The organism is Microcoleus sp. AT9b-C3 (genome assembly GCF_036705485.1).
GTDB lineage: Bacteria > Cyanobacteriota > Cyanobacteriia > Cyanobacteriales > Microcoleaceae > Microcoleus.
Genome location: NZ_JAUBUR010000010.1, coordinates 42,098 through 61,153 on the forward strand (window position 1 = coordinate 42,098; position 19,056 = coordinate 61,153).

Consider the following 19,056-nt stretch of genomic DNA (forward strand, 5'->3'; position numbering starts at 1 on the left):
GGCTTTCATACCTTAAAGACGATTCCCAAAGTCAATTTCTGAATTTTTAGAGTTAGCCACAGTTTTTCCCTAACTCAATCCACCCATGAAACCAGCATCAAGCACGAGAACTCTAATTTCCACCCATTGCACCAGATTTTGTCATTGAATTAAGGTCGGCAACAAAAGATGTAGGGTGGGAAGGCCAACCCTACATCTTTCAATCACATTTAATCAGCTTAACAATGTAGTTTTGCTAAAAAAATATGAGTTTTAGAAACGCCATCTAAACATCCTAATTAGCCTCTTTTTAGATTAGTTTGATTTTGGTTTTTAGTCGAGACGAAATTGTATTTTTGTCTCTACACCTATAAGACGAATCCAGAGGTCAATTTCTGAATTTTTCGAGTTAGGGGGTGTTTTTTCCTAACTTAATGCACTCTGAGAGGTTCAGAGCCCCGACTTCCCTAAGAAGTCAAGGATCTACGCTTTAGCCCGATCGCCCTTTCGCCTCTTACCTTTCAACCGTTTCACAGCCTCCTCAACCTCACCGCGAAAAGGGTAGAGCAACCGCCGACTCATCGCACTTCGATAAGCCTCCACTGCCTCCGTCACATCGCCCAACCCCAACAACGCTCTCCCTTGCCAGTAACCAGCCATCGCCGGGTCAAACTCCATCAATTCCTGAGCAAACTGACAAGCCTTTTCCAACCATTTCCGACTCGCCACCTCATCCCCCAGCCCTCGATAACTCTCCCCCAGCCACACCGCAGCAGATACAGATTGCAGATAACCCCCATCTTCCGGTAACAACTGCCATCCTTGCGCCAAAGCCTCCACCGCCTCCCGGTGTTTAAGAGCCAGCGCCAACACCCGCCCATGACCAAACCAAGCATCAGGTAACTGCGGTTCAAGTTGCGTCCCCTTCGCAGAGACACTACACCCCCGATCGATTTCCTGAAAACTTTCCACCAACACCCGCCCCGCCGTCGTCCAAACATTCCAGCGATCGGGAAAACGATCGAGCATCTCTTCTACTATTAATGTAAGGGTTATTTCACGGTTGGCTCCCCCTAAATCCCCCTTAACAAGGGGGACTTCCAGAGGAGTTTCCCCCCTGCATTTAGAAGGCTTTGCCTCCTCTGGCTCCCCCTTTTTTAAGGGGGGCTGGGGGGGATCGAGAGGGGCTGGGGAAGAAGTCATCCCCGCAGCAGGCAAAATCTCGCACAACGCCCGATAAATTTCACAATCTTGGGGATACAGACGATAAGCCTTCAGCATTGCCTCAGCCGCCCTCTGATATTCCCCCGTATGGAACAAGTAACGCCCATAGGAATACCAACCCCTAGGATGATTCGGGTGTTCCTCAGTAAACCGTTCCAACACCCCAACCCCATTAGCCGACTCCCCCCGGAAAAGGTGATAATATGCCAGCAACTCGCGGGCATCCGCCGCATCAGGAGCCAGTTGCAGCACAGAACTAATCATCTGTTTAGTCTGCTTCCCCTCCTCACCCGATACCAATCTCATCCGGCAACGAGTATCTGCCAGTCGTTTGAGTACGCGGAAATCACCCGGAGCAAGCTCTAGCACTTTGCTCAACCGCCGCTGCGCTTGGCGCACGTTCCCCACCGCCTGATTCGCGTCGTAGCTGTAAATCAGCGCTACAATATCATCCGGGTTCAGTGACAAAACCCGATCGAACGATCGCAAAGCTGCAACCGCATCCCCTCTCCCCACCTGCACTTGCCCCAACGCCAGCCAGTGAGCCGCATTATTTGGTTCTAGGGAAACCGCCGACTCAAAAGCCAGTATCGCTGCCTGAGTGTCATTTCTACAGAGTGCGATCGATCCGCTGATATGCTGCCGAGTCGCTTCATTGCGTGCATGGGCCAAGGCACCTTCATAAACCGCTACTGCCTCAGCCTTTTGTCCCATAAGCTGCAAGAGTTTCCCCAATTGCAACCGCACGCCAATCAATGGTTGCTGCCGATCGATTACTTGGCGATACTCCTCAACCGCCTGCTCAATACGACCCATTGCATACAGCAGATTCGCCAATTCCAACCGTTTCTTCCATCCCGAAGGATACTGCTGCACGTACTCAATTAATGTTTTTAGCTTCTGGTCAATTCGGGCTGGCTTTTCGTCTAAAACTAGGTAAGCATTCAACTCCACCCCAGAGGACTGAGTGAGGGATACCACCCGGAGTGCAGTGTTTCTAGACATATTGCTGTTACCTGATAATTAATTGTCTCGCCAATGTTTTCTGTCATCGGGGCGATCGAGTCGGATGCGATCGTTTCATCGGATTGTAGGGGCAATCCCCCCGTGGTTGCCCCACCCACGCGCGGCGAAGCTATCCCGTAGGGAATCGCCCCACAATCTTGAGGCGGTAGGCACTGGGGAACTACCCCTGCGGCAAAATCATCCTTGTTCAAGGCAACGTCCCCCTTTTTAGAGGACTCGGAGGAATCTAACAAACCATCATCCAACCCTGACAAATACCTGCTCAAACGCTTTTGCAGAATTTCTCGTGCCTGTTGAATGCGCTTGTAAACGTTATTGAGCGAGAGAGCAAGTTTTTGGGCAATATCTTGATAGGCAATCTGGTGGCAGTAACGCAGGATAAACGGATTGCGTAATCGAGAAGGAAGAGTATCAATAGCGCGGCGAATGTACTCTCCCAACTCATGATGCAGAAGTGTCTCTTCAGGAGAGTTCAAACAAGAAATAACTGATGAGCTTCCTGTAGCAGCTACTTCTTCAATATCCTCGATCTGCATTGCTTTCCGGCGGCGTTCTCGGTGTATATCTATACATAGATTATGGGTTAAGCGAAGCAGCCAAGCTCGGAGGTTGGTGATTTTTTCGGCATAGTCTGGCAATTTATCCCAAGCTTTGAGCATGGCGCGACTGAGCACCTCTTCGGCATCAGCCGGATTCCCCCCCATCCACCTGAGACAGCAACGGTAAAAATCATCTCGATTCTGCTGCCATAGCTGCCAAAATGCTTTCTCTATATCTTCTGGACAACACCGAATGTCTGTTGCAATAACGGATTGAGAATATGACATGATTTTAAAGGTGGTGAAAGATAGATGTGAAGGAACATTCCTCTGTTGCTTTTTTCGTTGCACCCCAATCCCGCAAACATCTAGCTGAGTGTGGTCTCAGTATTTATGCGGATAAAGATTGGATTCAGTTGCTCTTTTTTTGAGGCTGCATCCTTTCCATGTCTGTATCAGGGCTGCCCTCCGCCGCCCCTGTCAGTCGGGAAAGTCGGATCGGAAAGTCGGAAAAGTCGGACGGCCTGGTTTTGCTATCTATCTTTAGATAGAGCAGATCGACAGCCGGAGTGGTACTCTTCTATGTCTTTTGGTAGATGCTATTAATAGTATGTTTGGCATATCGGCATAAAGCAAGTCGGAAAAGTCGGATCGTAAAGTCGGAAAAGTCGGATCATTTGAAGCGTTATGTAAATAGGACTGACGCATGGGGCCGGTGAAACCGGGTTTGATGGAGGAAAATACACAGCTTGCAGCCCGCACCCAAGGTAAAAACCCGGTTTCTGAGAGTCGGAGTGCCTCCAAGACTGGTGAAGAAAGAGGTTGGCAAAAATGTAAGCGAACAAACTCAAAAAGCTGAGGGGGGAGACAAACAACTTAAAAGCCTTGCAATTAAAGGGTTTAAGCCATCGCCCTCAAAAAGAATTAGGCGGCCGCGATCCTCTTTTTCGGGTTTCGACAAGGTGAAATCAGGATCGGGGGCGATCGCCCCGGAGCGTAATTGTCAATAAGTCTGTCATAATAGCTATTAGAAATTCTCCACCGACTTACTGCGGTGTATAACTCAAAGCTAGGGTGCAAAACTGAAAAACCTTACCCGATGAGATTGATTAGTACATGACTTTTGAAGAAGCCCTAGAATTTATCGAAGCAGCCTTAGAGTCCAAGACCAGTAAAACATTAAGTTTGCTGGAAAAAGAAATCTTAAAAGCTGCTTGGGAAAACGCAACTTATAGTGTACTTGCTGACAGCTTGTACCTGAGCATAGGACATATCAAAGATTTAGCTGCCATCCTGTGGCACCGGCTTTCAGACGTAATGGGAGAAAAAGTTACTAAGAATAACTTCCGCTCTCTGCTAGAGAAACAAAACACCACAAGTGCGATCGTCGAGGCCGAAGTCGAAGGCGAACCTATGACGATGGCTTCGGTAGGAGAAAGTGACATCAATGAATTAGAAACTTACAAAGGCAACATTTTAATTGTTGATGACATCCAAGAGAACCTGCGTTTTCTAACAAGAATTCTCACTAACGAGGGGTACAAAGTTCGCTGCGTCACCAATGGTTCGATGGCCTTGAGGACTGTTCGCCATTATCCGCCCGATGCTATATTGCTGGATATTAAAATGCCAGACATGGACGGCTATCAAGTCTGCGCAGCCCTCAAATCAGATGAAAAGACCTCAGAAATTCCGATTCTTTTCTTAAGCGCGCTCGATCAAGTTTTTGATAAAGTCAAAGCTTTTAAGGTAGGGGGAGTTGACTACATCTCTAAGCCTTTTCAGCCGGAAGAAGTGCTAGTTCGCCTCGAAACTCAGGTCACTATCCAGCACCAAAAACGCCAGCTTAAAGAAGCAATCGAGCGACACCAGCAAACCGCAGAAATCGCCTACCAATCTCGCACCCTGTTGGCAAATTTGCTAAACTCATCTCTGGATGGAATAGCCGCAGTGCAGGCGGTGAGGGCGGATATTGCTGGAGAAATTGAAGATTTTCGCTGCTTGGTAGTTAACCCTGTATTTGCCCGACTCTTAGGAAAAAAACGAACAGAACTCGCGGGCGAACCCGTTCTGAAAAAACTGCTTAATCAATTGAGTCCCGGATTGTTTGATTTATTAGTAGAAGTTGTTGAGACTGGAGAATCGCTTGAAGGAGAGATTCATCTAGAAAGTGATTCCCTTGACAAATGCTATTATGTAACTGCTGTGAGATTGGCAGACGGTTGCTCAATTACCATCCGCGATCTTACAGACTTAAAACAGTCGGCCTTAAAGTCAATGATTGAACAGAACCAACCGCGTGTTATCAAATAGCATAAACGGGACTTACGCAATCTGACCCAAGAACTCTCGCTTTTAGCTGAGTCTCGCTCCCCCTGGTTGTTGGGGGACTTTGAATACTCTTGTCCCCCCTTTCTTAAGGGGGGTTAGGGGGATCTGGGGGCTAGGGGTGATCGATCGAGAGTTTACTTGATAAACCTGCAATTTGCTGTCTCAAGATTCACCAATCAAGGGTTCAGTTAAATCGAGAATCTTCTCAAACTGAAACTTATTCACCCAATTTCTGAGAGTTTGAAGCTCGCAAGCTTGAGATTCAGGAATCTCTTCAAGGAGTTGAAAAACTAATTCCGAATCCGCGTCAATAGCGGCTTCATATAATTTTACTATCCATTTTTGTGACATCGCGGCTAATAAATCAGTGAAATTTAACGGTTCTCCAGTCACATTAGAAGGGGAAGACGGTAGCTCTTGATCCTGATAAATATAACCGACTCCCAAATGTTTAGCCATGATGTCAAAGATGGCTTCTGTGTGGAACGGTTTTCGTACAAAATCATCACAACCAGCGGATAAAATAACTGCCTTTTCTTCTTCCCACACGCTAGCAGTCAAAGCAATAACAGCAGTAGCTTGACCTTTAAGGGTGCCTTTAATGCGTTTCGTGGCTTCATACCCATCCATAACTGGCATTCTCATGTCCATCCAGATGAGATGGGGTGAGTATGAATCCCAAATTTCAAGGGCTTCAATACCGTTAGTCGCTTCTTCAACTTCAAAACCCACAGGTTTGAGGAGTTTAACTAACAGTTGCCGATTGTAATCTCGATCGTCCACCACTAGGATGCGATATTGGGGTTGGTTAGGCGCTAGGGCAACGACGCGACGACTGTGGGTTTGATTTTGAATGGCGCTGGCATCAGCGATGCCCACAGGAATGTCAAATTTAAATGTTGTGCCCGTTGTGTCTTCTAAAAATTCCTTGAGAGGCATTCCAGGGGTGAAAGCTTTACCGCCACTAATGACTGTTACTTCACCTCCCATCAAGCGGACAAATTGACGGCTAATCGTTAGCCCTAATCCGGTTCCTTGCTCCACTTTTTGACCGGATGCTGTTTGCACAAAGGGTTTGAATAGATTCTCTAGTTCCTCTGCCGCAATGCCAACTCCCGTATCTTTTACTTCAAAGGTAATGGTTGTTGATTGTGGGTTGTTGGTTGTTTTTGTTCCGGCTTCACTTTGGGCTTTTACCTGTTTATTTTTTACTTCTAAAGACACCCCTCCAGAAGAGGTAAACTTAACGGAATTACTGATAAAATTAATCAGCACTTGCCGCAACTTAACTTCATCAACGCAGATATATATAGGAACATCAGCCGCACATTCAAATCGTAAGTATAAGCTTTTGGCGGTAGCTTTCAACGCAAACATCTCCTCGATTTCAGCTAAAAACTGATGAAGGTTGAAATTATTTTCAGATAGCTTCATGCCTCCTGCTTCAACTTTAGAAAGGTCAAGCACCTGATTAATTAGAGATAATAAATGCTCTCCACTGCGCTCAATGATGTTAAGGTTCTCTTTTTGTTCAGTTAACAGATTTGTATCCTGATTCATCAGTTGAGAAAAACCGAGAATGGCGTTCAGGGGAGTTCGCAATTCGTGGCTCATGTTGGCAAGGAAAGTGCTTTTGGCGAGGTTGGCGGCAATGGCGGCTTCTTTTGCCCGTTCGAGTTCTGCTTCAACTTTTTTGCGATCGCTGATATCTCGTCCTACCCCCTGGAATTCAACAAGGCAACCGGAATCATCAAATATCCCTCGGTTAACCCACTGCGTCCAACGCAATTCGGAGCTAACAATCACCCGATTTTCTATTGTGACAACGGGATTTTCTTGGCTGATGGAATTGACGACTCGGATTACATATTCGCGGTCTTCCTCAAACACGACAGGTTCGTAGTGATGCCCGATGAGTTGTTCCCTTGTCAGTCCAAAAAATCGACAGAAGCCTTCATTGACAAAGGTAACGGTACCATCTGGCAGATACCGGGCAATGAGTTCGGTCTGGTCTTCCAGAATACCAAGGTAGCGTGCCTCGCTCTGCTGCAGAGCCTCTTCTGTTTTTTTGCGTTCGCGAATTTCCTGTTCTAAACGGACATTTTCGATGAGCGTAATCTGTGCTTGCTGGCGATCGCTAATATCTTGAAAAGCTGCGATCGCATATTCTACATTACCCGTGTCATCAAAAATTGGCGTGCTAGTTACTTCTAAGGGAACGATTCGCTCACTGTAGTGCAGTTCTAAATCATCCGCCCATGTTTTTTCACCGCCAAGCGATCGCACCCAAGGTAGCTGTTCCACTGGATACATCTGGCCTGTGCCTGCCCGATAAATGTGATAGGTTTTTGAGAGTTGCTCGATTTCGGCTTTGGGTAAATCTTGAATATTCAGTAACTGCTGTGAAACTGGATTGGCGAAAACCAGTTGTCCTTTGGCGTCGTGAACGGATATGCCAAAAGGAATGGCATTAAGGAATTTATTCAGGCGAGTTTGTGTCGATTGTACCTGAGTGTAGAGTCTGGCGTTGGTAAGGGCGATCGCCGCCTGAGTTGAAAGCAATTGAATCACTTCCAGGCGATCGGGTGTAAAAACGCCATCTGCTAAATTATTTTCCAAGTAAACAATGCCAATTAATTGCCCTTGATTGAGCAGAGGGGCGCAAAGGATAGACTTCGGCTGCTGTGTTTTGATATAAGCATCTTGAGTAAATCTCCCTTCACGGGCAACATTGGTTTCAATCAGTCCTTGTTTAGTCCTCTCAACATAGTGAATAATCGACAAAGGAAGACAGCTTTCTATAGGAGTAGATTGCAACACCATCACTTGATTTGAGTTAGCCTCACCTGACGCTTCGACTCTTAGTTGTCCTTGAGACTCTAAAATTAGATAGCCAGTTTGTGCACCACAGCTTTCCAGCAGGATTCTCATCAAAGTCGTGAGGAGTTTATCCAACTCAATTTCACTGGCAATTGCCCCAGATGCTTTCATCAAGGCTGCCAAATCCAGGAGTTCACCGGAAGTGCTGTTAGATGTATCAGACAGGTTGCGGCGCGATTGATCGGAGAAATCGGCTGTGGTAAAACGCTTTAAAAGTTCTGGATACTGTCCTTTTAAATCAGTCACTTTAGCTGTTGCACCCCAACGTAAATAGCAGTAGTAAGCATTTGTCATATAGGCTTTAGCCACTTGCTCTTTTCCCCAAGCGATGTAGAATTTGGCAGCCAGTTCATTAGCCAAAGCCTCTTCGTTGATGTACTCATGTTCTTTGGCTAAGGCAATGGCGCGATCGTAGTAGTCGATCGCCCTAGCCTTTTCACCCAAAACTCGATATCGCTCTGCCTCCACTAGATAAAATTTATGGAGGTGAGTCATCGGAGCTGATCTCGCCCATTTCTCGATCTTTTTCTGATTGGATTCAACCTTTTTCAGGATTTGTTTTTGCTCATATTTAGAAACATCAAAATATATAGCAAGATGAGTAAGGGAATTGTAAAAATGAGAAAGAGGAACAGATCCCACAGCACTGTTTATATTTTTTTCAACCAAGGCGGCATTTTCCAGGGCTTGCTGATAGTCTTGAAAAAGATAGCCGAGGTATAATTTAAAAAAATAGATGGAGTGACAAATATTTGTAGTATTCGCCGCCAAATGAATGGGTAGCATTTTTATTTCATCATAGCTTTCACCGATTAAACGACACTTATTTTCAGCCCGACCCATTAAGTTCAATACGACCTGCCGCTGGAGTTGATTGTAATAAAAGAATGTTTCTTGATTGAATTGCCGGAAAGCGTTACTGTACATAGCCATCTCGCGTTCCAGCCTTGTCAGTTCCTGGCCCGCTACCAGGGAATAGTAGCAGTAGGCGCCGGCTGAAAAAGTCGCATATTCTAAATCTCCGGTTTCCCGTCCAATCAAATAAGCATCTAGCAAAGGGGTTAAGCTTTCCCTAATATGCTCCTTCCAATGTCTAATAAAGTAATTAAAGATAAATAATGTCCGAGATTTAAGTTCTTCAACTTTGAATTTATCGACTAACAATAGAGCTACTTTTCCAAATAAATAGCCGGACTTAACATCGTTTACGACTTCTCCAGAAAGAATTAGTCCGTAGGTAGCATAAGCATAGGAGGACACCGAAGTATTACCATATTTTACTGATAAATTCACCTGTTTAAACACGATCAGCGGAAACAATTCGGGTGTGGCAAAATAGGCAGCAGACAACATAATTGATAGGATACGCATGGCCGCTATCTTGTCAGGATCAGTCATTTCGGGCAGGTCGATCAAGTCCTCGATTCGTTTCCCTGTTAGCCCGATTTTTGTCCGGGCGAGTGCAATGATAATATCTAATTTATTTGGCTTCTTGGGAAAGCGAATCCCCAACAGCTTTAATACTGAAAGTGCCGTCTCTATCGCTTCTAACGCTTTGTTTTGTGCTGTATAGGCTTGAATCTTGACTTCATAGACTTTCACTTTGTCGAGCAATGAAGTAGCTTGTTGAAGCACAATGTCAGCCAATTTTCCCATTTCCTCAACGTGACCACTCAAGATAGCAGCTTCTACTGTTTCCACATACAGTGCTAGACTTAGGTCATACTGACGAAGCCAACTATCTGCACTCAGGCAATTTATACCAATGCTTAAGTAATTCCAGGCCGGTTTCCAAGCTGCTGATGCCTTCGCTTTTTTGCCAGCAATCAGATTTAATTCAGCAAGTTTATCTTTTTCTAACTGAACGTCAATTGTTTCAATACCGAAGTTGAGCTGATTGACAATATCAAAAATCTTTTGTTGGAGTACCTGTGGTGGTGTATTTTGTAACAACAGTTGCCCAACTTTCCAGTGAACCGCTTGCTTGTCGTCTGGGGGAATTAGGGAATAGGCCGCTTGCTGGATGCGATCGTGAGCAAATTTATAAGTAATTTTTAATTCCTTTGTATCTCGGTCTGTTTTAAGGAATTTGTAATCATCTCCAAGGGGTAATATCAATCCTGCTTGAATAGCATTCCATAATTCATCAGCCGTTTCTGTTGGAGAAGTTTCATTAATAATTGAAAGCGTTTCTAAATCAAATTGGTTGCCAATGCAAGCGGCTAATCGTAAAACTTTTTGTGCTGAATCTGATAATGTTTGAATTTTATCGGCCATGAACTCAACAACGTTATCAGTAATATTCCTAGTTATAATTTGCTCTAAATCCCAATACCAAGCCCCAGCATTCAAATCAAAAATCAGCAATTGCTCTGTATAAAGTGACTTGAGAAACTCTTTAATAAAAAAGGGATTTCCATAAGTTTTTTGCCAAACCAACTCGGCTAATCTTTGCGTAGGGACGCACTCGGTTTTCAGCGTATCCGCAATGAATTCATTAACCTGGCTTAAATTCAATGGTGAAAGAGAGAGATGATTAATTACTACTCCCTGTTTTTTCATCTCAGATAAAATCAGCATAGTAGGATGAGTTGCACTGACTTCGTTATCTCGATAAGATCCGATTACAAACAAATATTGAGTAGTAAAATCGGTCACGATCAACTGGAGCAATTGCAACGTAGCGCTGTCTGTCCATTGAAGGTCGTCTAGAAATAGGACGAGGGGATGTTCTTTTTGGCAAAAAACTTGAATAAAATTTTGAAAAGCTAAATTAAACCTATTTCTTGCTTCTGTTGCAGGTAATTCGGGGACGGGATTCTGTTTGCCAATAATCAGTTCCACTTCGGGGATGACATCAATAATAATTTGTCCGTTGATTCCTAATGCACGTCGAATCTTCTCTCGCCAATGTTGTAATTGAGGTTCAGTTTCGGTGAGCAATTGTCGCACCAATTCTTGGAAGGCAGCGACTAAAGCTTGATAGGGAATATCGCGTTGCAACTGGTCAAATTTACCTGCAATAAAGTAGCCGCTTTTTTGAGTGATGATCTTATACAGTTCCTGAACTAAAGCTGATTTACCAATACCAGAGTATCCCGAAATTAGCATGAGTTCAGTTTGTGTCTCTACGGGCAGATTTTGTGACTGAGTTGTCGTTGGGTTACTCAGGTTATTTGCTAAACCAGCCCCTACTTGTTTTTCTTGTCCCGACGCTACACGATTAAATGCACTCAATAAGGATTCAATCTGTGATTCTCTCCCGTACAGTTTTTGAGGAAGTTGCAATTGAGGAGAAATATCTTGGTATCCCAAGGAAAAAGCTTGAAATTTACCATTTCTGAATTGAGCAATACAAGTTTTTAAATCTGCGTTGATTCCCCAAGCACTCTGATATCTATCTTCCGCATTTTTTGCCATTAACTTCATGACAATTTCTGAGACAGTCAAGGGAATTTCTGGATTATTTTCATGAGGTGCAGTGGGTTGTTTTGCAATATGGCAATGGACTAACTCAAGTGTATCAACGGATTCAAAAGGCAACTGGTTTGTTAGCAGTTCATAGAAAGTAACGCCAAGAGAATAAAAGTCAGTGCGATAGTCTAGTGAGCGATTCATCCTGCCTGTTTGTTCTGGAGACATATAAGCCAATGTCCCTTCTAGAAGATTAGGACTTCTGAGGCTGGGATTCTCTTGGGATAGGATAGTAGATAAGCCAAAGTCAATAATTTTTAATTGTCCCGTTTGATGATTCAAGACAATATTAGATGGATTGATATCTTTGTGAATGACATTTTTTTGATGAACTTTGCCTAACGCATCTGTGATTTGGATGGCTAGGTGGAGAAACTCTGGTAATGCCAAGGGACGGCCATCCAGCAGGATTTTTAAGGACTCTCCTCCAAAATCTTCCAACAACATGAGTTGTGTGTTATCGTATTTTCGCAGTTCGTAGGCTTTAATCGTTTCCTCTAGGTTGAGAAAGCGAGTGATTTCGTATTCCTGCTGATAGCGGTAGAGTTCGGCTGGGGTGGGATAATCCTCTTTGAGGAGTTTCAAAATTACAGGTTGCTGATTTAATTTGAGGATGCCTCGGTATACGAGGGAATTAGCACTTTCGTAAATCTGGCTGACAATTGTGATATCTGGCAGTGAAATCATGTTGGGAATTATTGCTGCCTAAAAAAGTTGAGTATACAAATAAATATAACATGGGGAGGAGCGGGTGAGAGCAACAGTAAACTCGCTCCGAATATAAATCCTTGCCTGACCCCTACAACTCCCGATCTTTTATTATTGCTTTTTTGATCGGAACTTACTTACGCTATATATAGCGTATAACCGTAATTGCGATCGCACCGTCTAGCTACTGTGCGATCGCCAAAACTCACAAATCTAGAAACTGACAATAATTAATGATAAAATAGCTTAAGAATTCAGTTACCCAATTGTGGTAATCTGACAACAATCCACTTTCATTCTCGATCGAGTGCGTGCAGCTATGCGAATCGGTAAAATTTTACAAAAGTTTCTGCTTTTCACAATAGCGTTCTTTTTCGCAGCATCGCTATTAATTAAAGTTACTAAATTTCACAATTATTTCGGCATTAACCGCGCTGATACCGAAGTGAAAGTTGTTGCCCTCACCTACGATGACGGGCCCTATCCTCCCTATACAAATCAGCTTTTAGATATCTTAGACCGCTATCAAGTTAAAGCAACTTTTTTTGAAATCGGCCGCAATATTGAGAAACATCCAGAAATGGTGAAAATGATTATCGCGAGGGGCGATGAGTTGGCAAACCATTCCTACTCTCACAAAGATATGATGTTTAAACCCCGGAAAGTTTTGCTGTCTGAGATTGAAAAAACCGACAAACTTTTGCAAGAGTTGGGCGTTAAACAAGAAACTATCAGTTTTCGGCCGCCTTGGGGTCGGCGATTTGTAGTTTTGTCTTATTTGGTGTCCCAAATGCACAAAAAACTGATTATGTGGGATGTGGATTCTCAAGATTATGAAAAAACACACACGGTAGAAGATATCGCAAACCGGGTGATTGCAAATGTGCGATCGGGTTCTATTGTTGTGATGCACGACGGCGGGGGCGATCGCTCGAAAACCGTAGCAGCAACTGAGATGATTGTCAAGGATTTGCAGTCGAAAGGTTACGAGTTTAAAACTGTTTCTGAGTTGTTAAAATAGCAGTAGGGTGCGTCAGCCACAATTATTTTCGCGACAAATCAGCAATCTCATACTGACGCACCAGGAAATAAATGGTGCGTCAAAATTACACTTTCCGTGGCGCTTGAAAATTTCAAACCTGACAAGCGAATTTCAAAGGTGGTAGCCGCCACGTGATTTATCCGTGGAATCAATCCCAAATCGAAAATCCTCAAGAAAGAGCATTTATCCGTGGGATCGCCTCTAAAATCTAAAATCTAAAATCGATTGACGCACCCTACCACAATCAATAACCCAGATAGTTTGCCACGTAATTAGCAATTTTTATGCTGCCACCAGCTTGCCCCATTCTCTCTAAACCATTTTGAATGCAACTGGCTAAATATTTATCATCTTGCAAAGTGCGATCGACTGCCAAAGCAGCTTCCTTGATAATATCAGAATTCGCTGGTTGTCTGCCAATAACCTGCACCGAATCACCTAAAAGCCGATTTTGAGCCTCCGCAAATCTATAGGTAAAGGCAGGGCCGTTTCCCGGTACTGCAATTACAGGTTTTCCCAAGCCCACAGCTTGTTCGACAGCAGTTCCAGTCATCCCAATTACTAAACTAGACTGCTGTAAAATATCGGCGAAACCATCTGCATAACAAAGCACTTCAACTCCTAATTTTGGGTGCCTTTCCGGTGATTTTATGTGGTGATAAATTAACTTGCCCGATCGGTGTTGCCATCGGGATCGCGCCGCAATCTCATCTAATTGAGGCATCAAAGCCGGAACTAAAGCTGCCCGAAACTGCACTGGTACAGTAGAGTTCCTAGCAATTTCTTTAACCAGTTCCAGCAGCAAAACGAGGTTGGTAGTGGCTTCCCGGAGGCGAGAACCGGGGAGAAGGGCGATCGTCCGAACTCCGCGTATTAACTGCAAATCTTTGCCCGTAGAATTGAGGTTGTCCATGACAGGATTGCCGACAAACTGAGCTTTCTTTAAACCCTGTCGGTTTAAGTCAGCAGCAGTCAAAGCATCTCTAGTAAAAACCGCCTGACATTTCTCGGAGCAAAGCAACTGCCACAAGATTAAACCCAAATCGACTCGCCCCTCGTAATAACTAGAATGGGCCGATAGAAAAATTATATAGGGGCGGTTGCTGGCATGGGCGATCGCCGCAGCGACAATATCCCCAGTTGCCACCACCAAATCGCAGTGGCGCGAATGCGTCCAAACAGCCTGCAATTGCTGCCAAGTCAAAGCAATCAGCCCCGCCCCAATATCTTTGAGGAAAAACAGGGGATTCATGTAAAAAACTCCCCCAGACGGCATTTGACTGGTGGGCCCAATAATGGGCACGGTCGATCGGCGGTAAGCAGCCCCGTCACCTACAATGGGCATCGCCGAAACATCAACATCCGCGCCACATACTCTTAAAGCTTTGAGAATTTGACAGTTAATCGCGTCTTCCCCGTGGCCGTTGCTGAGGAAAAGTACGCCTTTCGATTTCATAAAATCCAATCAAGATCGGGCTTTTTAAACTGATTTGTGCGATCGCTACCTGCCGACAGGCTACGATTTTGTTACTCTAATTTAAATACATTGTGGAAGTGAAACAGCGTGAATATTGAAATTGGGCGGGGCAAAAGTGCTCGCCGAGCTTACGGCATAGATGAAATCGCGCTCGTACCAGGACAGCGCACCCTCGACCCGAGTTTGGCAGATACCAAGTGGCAGATTGGCGGAATCGATCGAGAAATCCCGATTATCGCCAGCGCAATGGACGGAGTAGTCGATGTCCGCATGGCCATTTTGCTGTCGGAATTGGGAGCAATGGGCGTGCTCAACCTAGAAGGAATTCAAACCCGCTATGCCGACCCCCAGCCAATATTAGAGCGCATCGCCAGTGTCGGGAACCACGAATTTGTTTCCCTGATGCAGGAACTTTATGCCGAACCCATCAAGCCAGAATTAATCGAGCTCAGAATTAAAGAAATTAAAGCAGGAGGAGGGATTGCCGCCGTTAGCGGTACACCGGCCGGTGCGAGCAAATACGGCCGGGCGGTTGCTGAATCTGGAGCCGATATATTTTTTGTGCAAGCTACTGTAGTCTCGACAGCTTTCCTTTCCCCTGAATCAATCTCATCTTTAGATTTGACTCAATTCTGTCAAGAGATGCCGATACCAGTAATTTTGGGCAACTGCGTCACCTACGAAGTCGCCCTGAATTTAATGAAAACTGGCGCAGCGGGCATTCTCGTGGGCATTGGGCCGGGGGCTGCTTGCACGTCTAGAGGCGTATTGGGTGTCGGCGTTCCCCAAGCCACAGCGGTAGCAGACTGCGCCGCGGCGCGGGACGACTACTATCGCGAAACTGGCAAATACGTGTCGGTGATTGCTGACGGCGGTTTAATTACTGGCGGCGATATCTGCAAGTGCATTGCTTGCGGTGCCGATGGAGTGATGATTGGTTCGCCCTTTGCCAGGGCGGCCGAAGCTCCCGGCCGCGGCTTTCACTGGGGGATGGCGACTCCCAGCCCGGTTTTGCCGCGCGGCACTCGCATTCGCGTGGGGACTACGGGTACTGTGGAGCAAATTTTGCGGGGGCCTGCGGTGCTAGATGACGGTACGCACAACTTGCTCGGAGCTCTGAAAACTAGCATGGGTACCTTGGGCGCTAAGGATATTAAGGAGATGCAGCAAGTGGAAGTGGTAATTGCTCCTTCTCTGCTGACGGAGGGTAAAGTCTATCAAAAAGCTCAGCAGTTGGGCATGGGTAAGTAGATTTACCGATCGAATACCATCATACCTTGACAAAATTTGTTCAAGAGTCTCGAAATTTACAGAATATTGTGGAATTATCGAGAAGGAGATGTCACAATAGAAGAAGCGGAGACGCATGTTTCCGTTCACTCCTCACACCACACTCCGCCCGGACTACTGTTCGGGCGGTTCCTTTTTTGCCGGAAATCTTGGCTCTTGCTTACTAGATACAGAACTGAGGCTTTTAGCTCCGGAGAGTGGGAGAGTCTGGGGGTGGGAGAGTCTGGGGGTGGGAGAATTTTTTTCTACATAAGTGCATTCTGCCTTCGGAAACATAAGTGCCTTCGGAAACATAAGTGCCTTGTTCCTTCAGAAACCTTGTGCCTTCTTCCTTCTACCGTCTTCCCTCTTCCTTCTACCGTCTTCCTTCTTCCTTCAGAAGCCTTCTCTTAAAATCGTTCACCTTCATCATCCAGGATACAAGCCCCCAGATTCATTCCAACGCGCAGACTCAGGACCGAGAAATAAAAAACCTGTCTCCGATGAAACTTGCCCCCCGAATTTATCCGTGGGGTCAATTCTAAAATCTAAAATCTAAAATCTAAAATCTAAAATCTAAAATCGATTGACGCAAGTGGTTACACTTTTTGCTAGACTTGTTATCCGAGAAATAGTATTTACAAGGATGGCTAGGGATGTCAGCAGCCGCGCAAGTAACCGACTCTACCTTTAAGCAGGAAGTGCTCGATAGCGAAGTTCCAGTTCTAGTGGATTTTTGGGCTCCCTGGTGCGGGCCCTGTCGGATGGTGGCGCCCGTCGTAGACGAAATTGCCCAGCAATATGAAGGGCAGGTCAAGGTAGTAAAAGTTAATACCGACGAGAATCCTAACGTGGCCAGCCAATACGGTATCCGCAGCATTCCGACGCTGATGATATTTAAGGGCGGTCAACGTGTGGATATGGTGGTTGGGGCAGTTCCTAAAACTACTCTGGCCAACACTCTGGAAAAGTACATTTAACCCAACTGCGAGCGGTTTCGCGCTGTTCTTTTTGGACCGCGAAAGCTCACTCGCTTCAGAACCGGGGCAAAGCTACTGGAAAAGTTATTAGTTGCCAGCAGGGCACTTTGCTGGTTGCTATTAGCTTCTAAATTTAGCTTGCCCCTTAATTTTTAGTAGCGACAATTTGTTATCGTTTCGGAAAAATTCATGATTCGTTCTGGTTCTGGTCAAGGTTTTGAGTCCCTCCAAGCTGAAGTGATGGATTTGCTCGATCGCTTGCCAATGTTGAAGCACTCTGAGTGGATCGAACGATCGCTCTCTACTATAGTGCAAATGGCCTCTGAGGATCTCGATCGCCTAGACTTGAAGATTATTGCGGCGGCGCTCCGAGATATGGAGAGCGCTTTTGAGCTGTTTTATCCTTACCGCCACGTTCGCAAAATTGTGATTTTTGGTTCGGCAAGGGTGTCAGCGGAATCTGCGGAATATTTGATGGCCAGAGACTTTGCGCGGGCGATCGCCCAGCAGGGGTTTATGGTGATTACTGGCGGCGGCGGGGGAATTATGCAGGCGGGGAACGAGGGGGCGACGGCTGAACGTTCTTTTGGGCTGAACATTCAGTTACCTTTCGAGCAGAGTTCTAATCCTTTCATTGCCGGCGATCCCAAATTGCTCAATTTTAAATATTTTTTCACTCGCAAGTTATTTTTTCTCCGGGAGAGCGATGCTTTGGCTCTGTTTCCGGGCGGTTTCGGCACTCTGGACGAGGCTTTTGAGTGTCTGACTTTGATTCAAACTGGCAAGTTCGGGCCGGCTCCTGTGGTATTGATCGATCGACCGGGAGGAGATTATTGGCTTGATTGGAATTATTTTGTGCAAAAACAATTGCGGGGCCGGGGTTTGATTTCACCCGACGATCGCAGCCTGTATACGATTACGGACGATATAAATGTCGCTTGCGAGGCGATCGGTAGTTTTTATTTGGTTTATCACTCCTGCCGCTACGTGCGCGAAAAACTGGTAATTCGCTTGAAAACCGAGCTTTCTGATGATAATGTCGATCGGCTAAATACTGATTTTAGCGATATTGTTGTCACCGGAAAAATTGAAAAAAGTCAAGCTTTGCCGCCGGAAATTGGAGATGTGACTTTCGATCTGCCGCGCCTGACTTTGCATTTCAACCAGCGGGATTTGGGGCGGCTTTATCAGCTAATTGCTGCTATTAATCAAATGGGTGCAGCTTCGCCGGCGGCGGCTCATCCAGAAGAAAAGTAGCCAGTTGACAGTTGACAGTTGACAGTTGTCATTTTGGATATGGATGAGTTATATAAAAAAGTAGGGTGCGTCAGAAGCCAAAACCTTAATTTTTTCGCACTCACTCGCTATCTGAACCACAAGACAAATTGATTGAAGTGTGACATAACACTCCGGGTAAGTCCCGAAATTAAAGGTGCCAAATGTATGGCTTACAGCGATTTTAGTTTGGCCAGCGTCAAAAAAGCTTTGAATTTAACGATTTCGCCGAGGCAAGATTTGTTTTCGGCCGTACCTGCTTTAGAATGCAGCAATCATTTAACAGAAACTTTAGCTTATAATGTTCCTTTTGCTCTGGCGAGTAATACGGAAAAATCACGCTCAGAAATGATTATTACGCCGATTTTACTGGAACTTACCAAACAGTTTCCCGATCGCATTAGTTTGTTTTCGGGAGTTGATTTTACGGTTGACAGCGATTTGGGATTAAACGGCAGTTGCGATTTTCTGATCAGTCGATCGGTAGAGTTCCTGATTATTAGCGCGCCGGCGATTTTAATCGTTGAGGCTAAAAAGGAAAATATTAATGCTGGGTTGGGTCAGTGCGTAGCGGAAATGTATGCAGCTCAACTGTTTAACGAACGGGAGGGAAATCAGGTATCGAGGATTTATGGGGTTGTGACAACGGGAGAAATTTGGAAGTTTTTAATGCTGGAAGGGCAATCAGTTCAAATAGATTTATTGGAGTATTTTTTGAATCAGGTTGATAAAATTTTGGGAATTTTAGCGATCGGCATTCAAAATGGGTAATTGGGCATTGGGCATTGGGCATTGGGCATTGGGCATTGGGCATTGGGTAATAGGTAATAGGTAAGCAGTAAAAACAAATCT

Annotated in this window: 10 protein-coding genes; 6 read left to right on the plus strand and 4 right to left on the minus strand. The window is 45.2% G+C overall.

Annotated features, from left to right (window positions below):
* Positions 1–462: 462 nt before the first annotated feature.
* A complete protein-coding gene (locus QUB77_RS11690) occupies positions 463–2,208 on the minus strand; it encodes a tetratricopeptide repeat protein (RefSeq protein ID WP_333170449.1) in 1,746 nt (581 codons plus the stop codon).
* Positions 2,148–3,056, minus strand: a complete 909-nt coding sequence (locus QUB77_RS11695; protein WP_333170448.1) for an RNA polymerase sigma factor — start codon at positions 3,054–3,056, stop codon at positions 2,148–2,150. The genes QUB77_RS11690 and QUB77_RS11695 overlap by 61 nt, the downstream gene beginning before the upstream one ends.
* Positions 3,057–3,884: 828 nt before the next feature.
* On the opposite strand from QUB77_RS11695, the gene QUB77_RS11700 reads away from it, so the two are divergent.
* Positions 3,885–5,081 (plus strand): response regulator, encoded by a 1,197-nt coding sequence (locus QUB77_RS11700; protein ID WP_333170446.1) that lies wholly within the window; start codon positions 3,885–3,887, stop codon positions 5,079–5,081.
* A 180-nt stretch (positions 5,082–5,261) separates the two neighbouring features.
* Here QUB77_RS11700 and QUB77_RS11705 read toward each other — a convergent pair whose 3' ends face one another.
* Positions 5,262–12,140 carry an AAA family ATPase gene (locus tag QUB77_RS11705; protein ID WP_333170445.1) on the minus strand — a complete coding sequence of 2,293 codons (6,879 nt, stop codon included), beginning with the start codon at positions 12,138–12,140 and terminating at the stop codon, positions 5,262–5,264.
* Between the two features lie 340 nt (positions 12,141–12,480).
* Between QUB77_RS11705 and QUB77_RS11710 the strand changes: the two genes are divergently transcribed.
* Entirely contained in the window at positions 12,481–13,182 is a 702-nt protein-coding gene (locus QUB77_RS11710; protein WP_333170444.1) for a polysaccharide deacetylase family protein, read from the plus strand.
* Positions 13,183–13,447: 265 nt separating this feature from the next.
* Here the strand turns inward: QUB77_RS11710 and QUB77_RS11715 are convergent, their stop codons facing one another.
* On the minus strand, positions 13,448–14,659 hold the full coding sequence (locus QUB77_RS11715; protein WP_333170443.1) for a lipid-A-disaccharide synthase-related protein: 1,212 nt from the start codon (positions 14,657–14,659) through the stop codon (positions 13,448–13,450).
* A gap of 108 nt (positions 14,660–14,767) precedes the next feature.
* Between QUB77_RS11715 and QUB77_RS11720 the strand changes: the two genes are divergently transcribed.
* The 4 genes from QUB77_RS11720 (at position 14,768) to QUB77_RS11735 (ending at position 18,975) form a co-directional block, all read left to right on the plus strand.
* On the plus strand, positions 14,768–15,931 hold the full coding sequence (locus tag QUB77_RS11720) for a GuaB3 family IMP dehydrogenase-related protein (protein ID WP_333066301.1): 1,164 nt from the start codon (positions 14,768–14,770) through the stop codon (positions 15,929–15,931).
* Between the two features lie 674 nt (positions 15,932–16,605).
* The gene (gene trxA / locus QUB77_RS11725) at positions 16,606–16,929 is read left to right on the plus strand and encodes a thioredoxin (protein WP_006631199.1); all 324 of its coding nucleotides are present in this window, start codon (positions 16,606–16,608) and stop codon (positions 16,927–16,929) included.
* A 189-nt stretch (positions 16,930–17,118) separates the two neighbouring features.
* Positions 17,119–18,186, plus strand: a complete 1,068-nt coding sequence (locus QUB77_RS11730) for an LOG family protein (RefSeq protein WP_333170442.1) — start codon at positions 17,119–17,121, stop codon at positions 18,184–18,186.
* 186 nt (positions 18,187–18,372) lie between these two features.
* Entirely contained in the window at positions 18,373–18,975 is a 603-nt protein-coding gene (locus tag QUB77_RS11735; protein WP_333170441.1) for a hypothetical protein, read from the plus strand.
* The last annotated feature ends 81 nt before the right edge of the window (positions 18,976–19,056 follow it).

Coding starts and splice junctions, on each gene's coding strand:
- QUB77_RS11690 (WP_333170449.1), bottom strand. CDS start 2,208: ATGTCTAGAAACACTGCACTCCGGGTGGTATCCCTCACTCAGTCCTCT.
- QUB77_RS11695 (WP_333170448.1), bottom strand. CDS start 3,056: ATGTCATATTCTCAATCCGTTATTGCAACAGACATTCGGTGTTGTCCA.
- QUB77_RS11700 (WP_333170446.1), top strand. CDS start 3,885: ATGACTTTTGAAGAAGCCCTAGAATTTATCGAAGCAGCCTTAGAGTCC.
- QUB77_RS11705 (WP_333170445.1), bottom strand. CDS start 12,140: ATGATTTCACTGCCAGATATCACAATTGTCAGCCAGATTTACGAAAGT.
- QUB77_RS11710 (WP_333170444.1), top strand. CDS start 12,481: ATGCGAATCGGTAAAATTTTACAAAAGTTTCTGCTTTTCACAATAGCG.
- QUB77_RS11715 (WP_333170443.1), bottom strand. CDS start 14,659: ATGAAATCGAAAGGCGTACTTTTCCTCAGCAACGGCCACGGGGAAGAC.
- trxA (WP_006631199.1), top strand. CDS start 16,606: ATGTCAGCAGCCGCGCAAGTAACCGACTCTACCTTTAAGCAGGAAGTG.
- QUB77_RS11730 (WP_333170442.1), top strand. CDS start 17,119: ATGATTCGTTCTGGTTCTGGTCAAGGTTTTGAGTCCCTCCAAGCTGAA.
- QUB77_RS11735 (WP_333170441.1), top strand. CDS start 18,373: ATGGCTTACAGCGATTTTAGTTTGGCCAGCGTCAAAAAAGCTTTGAAT.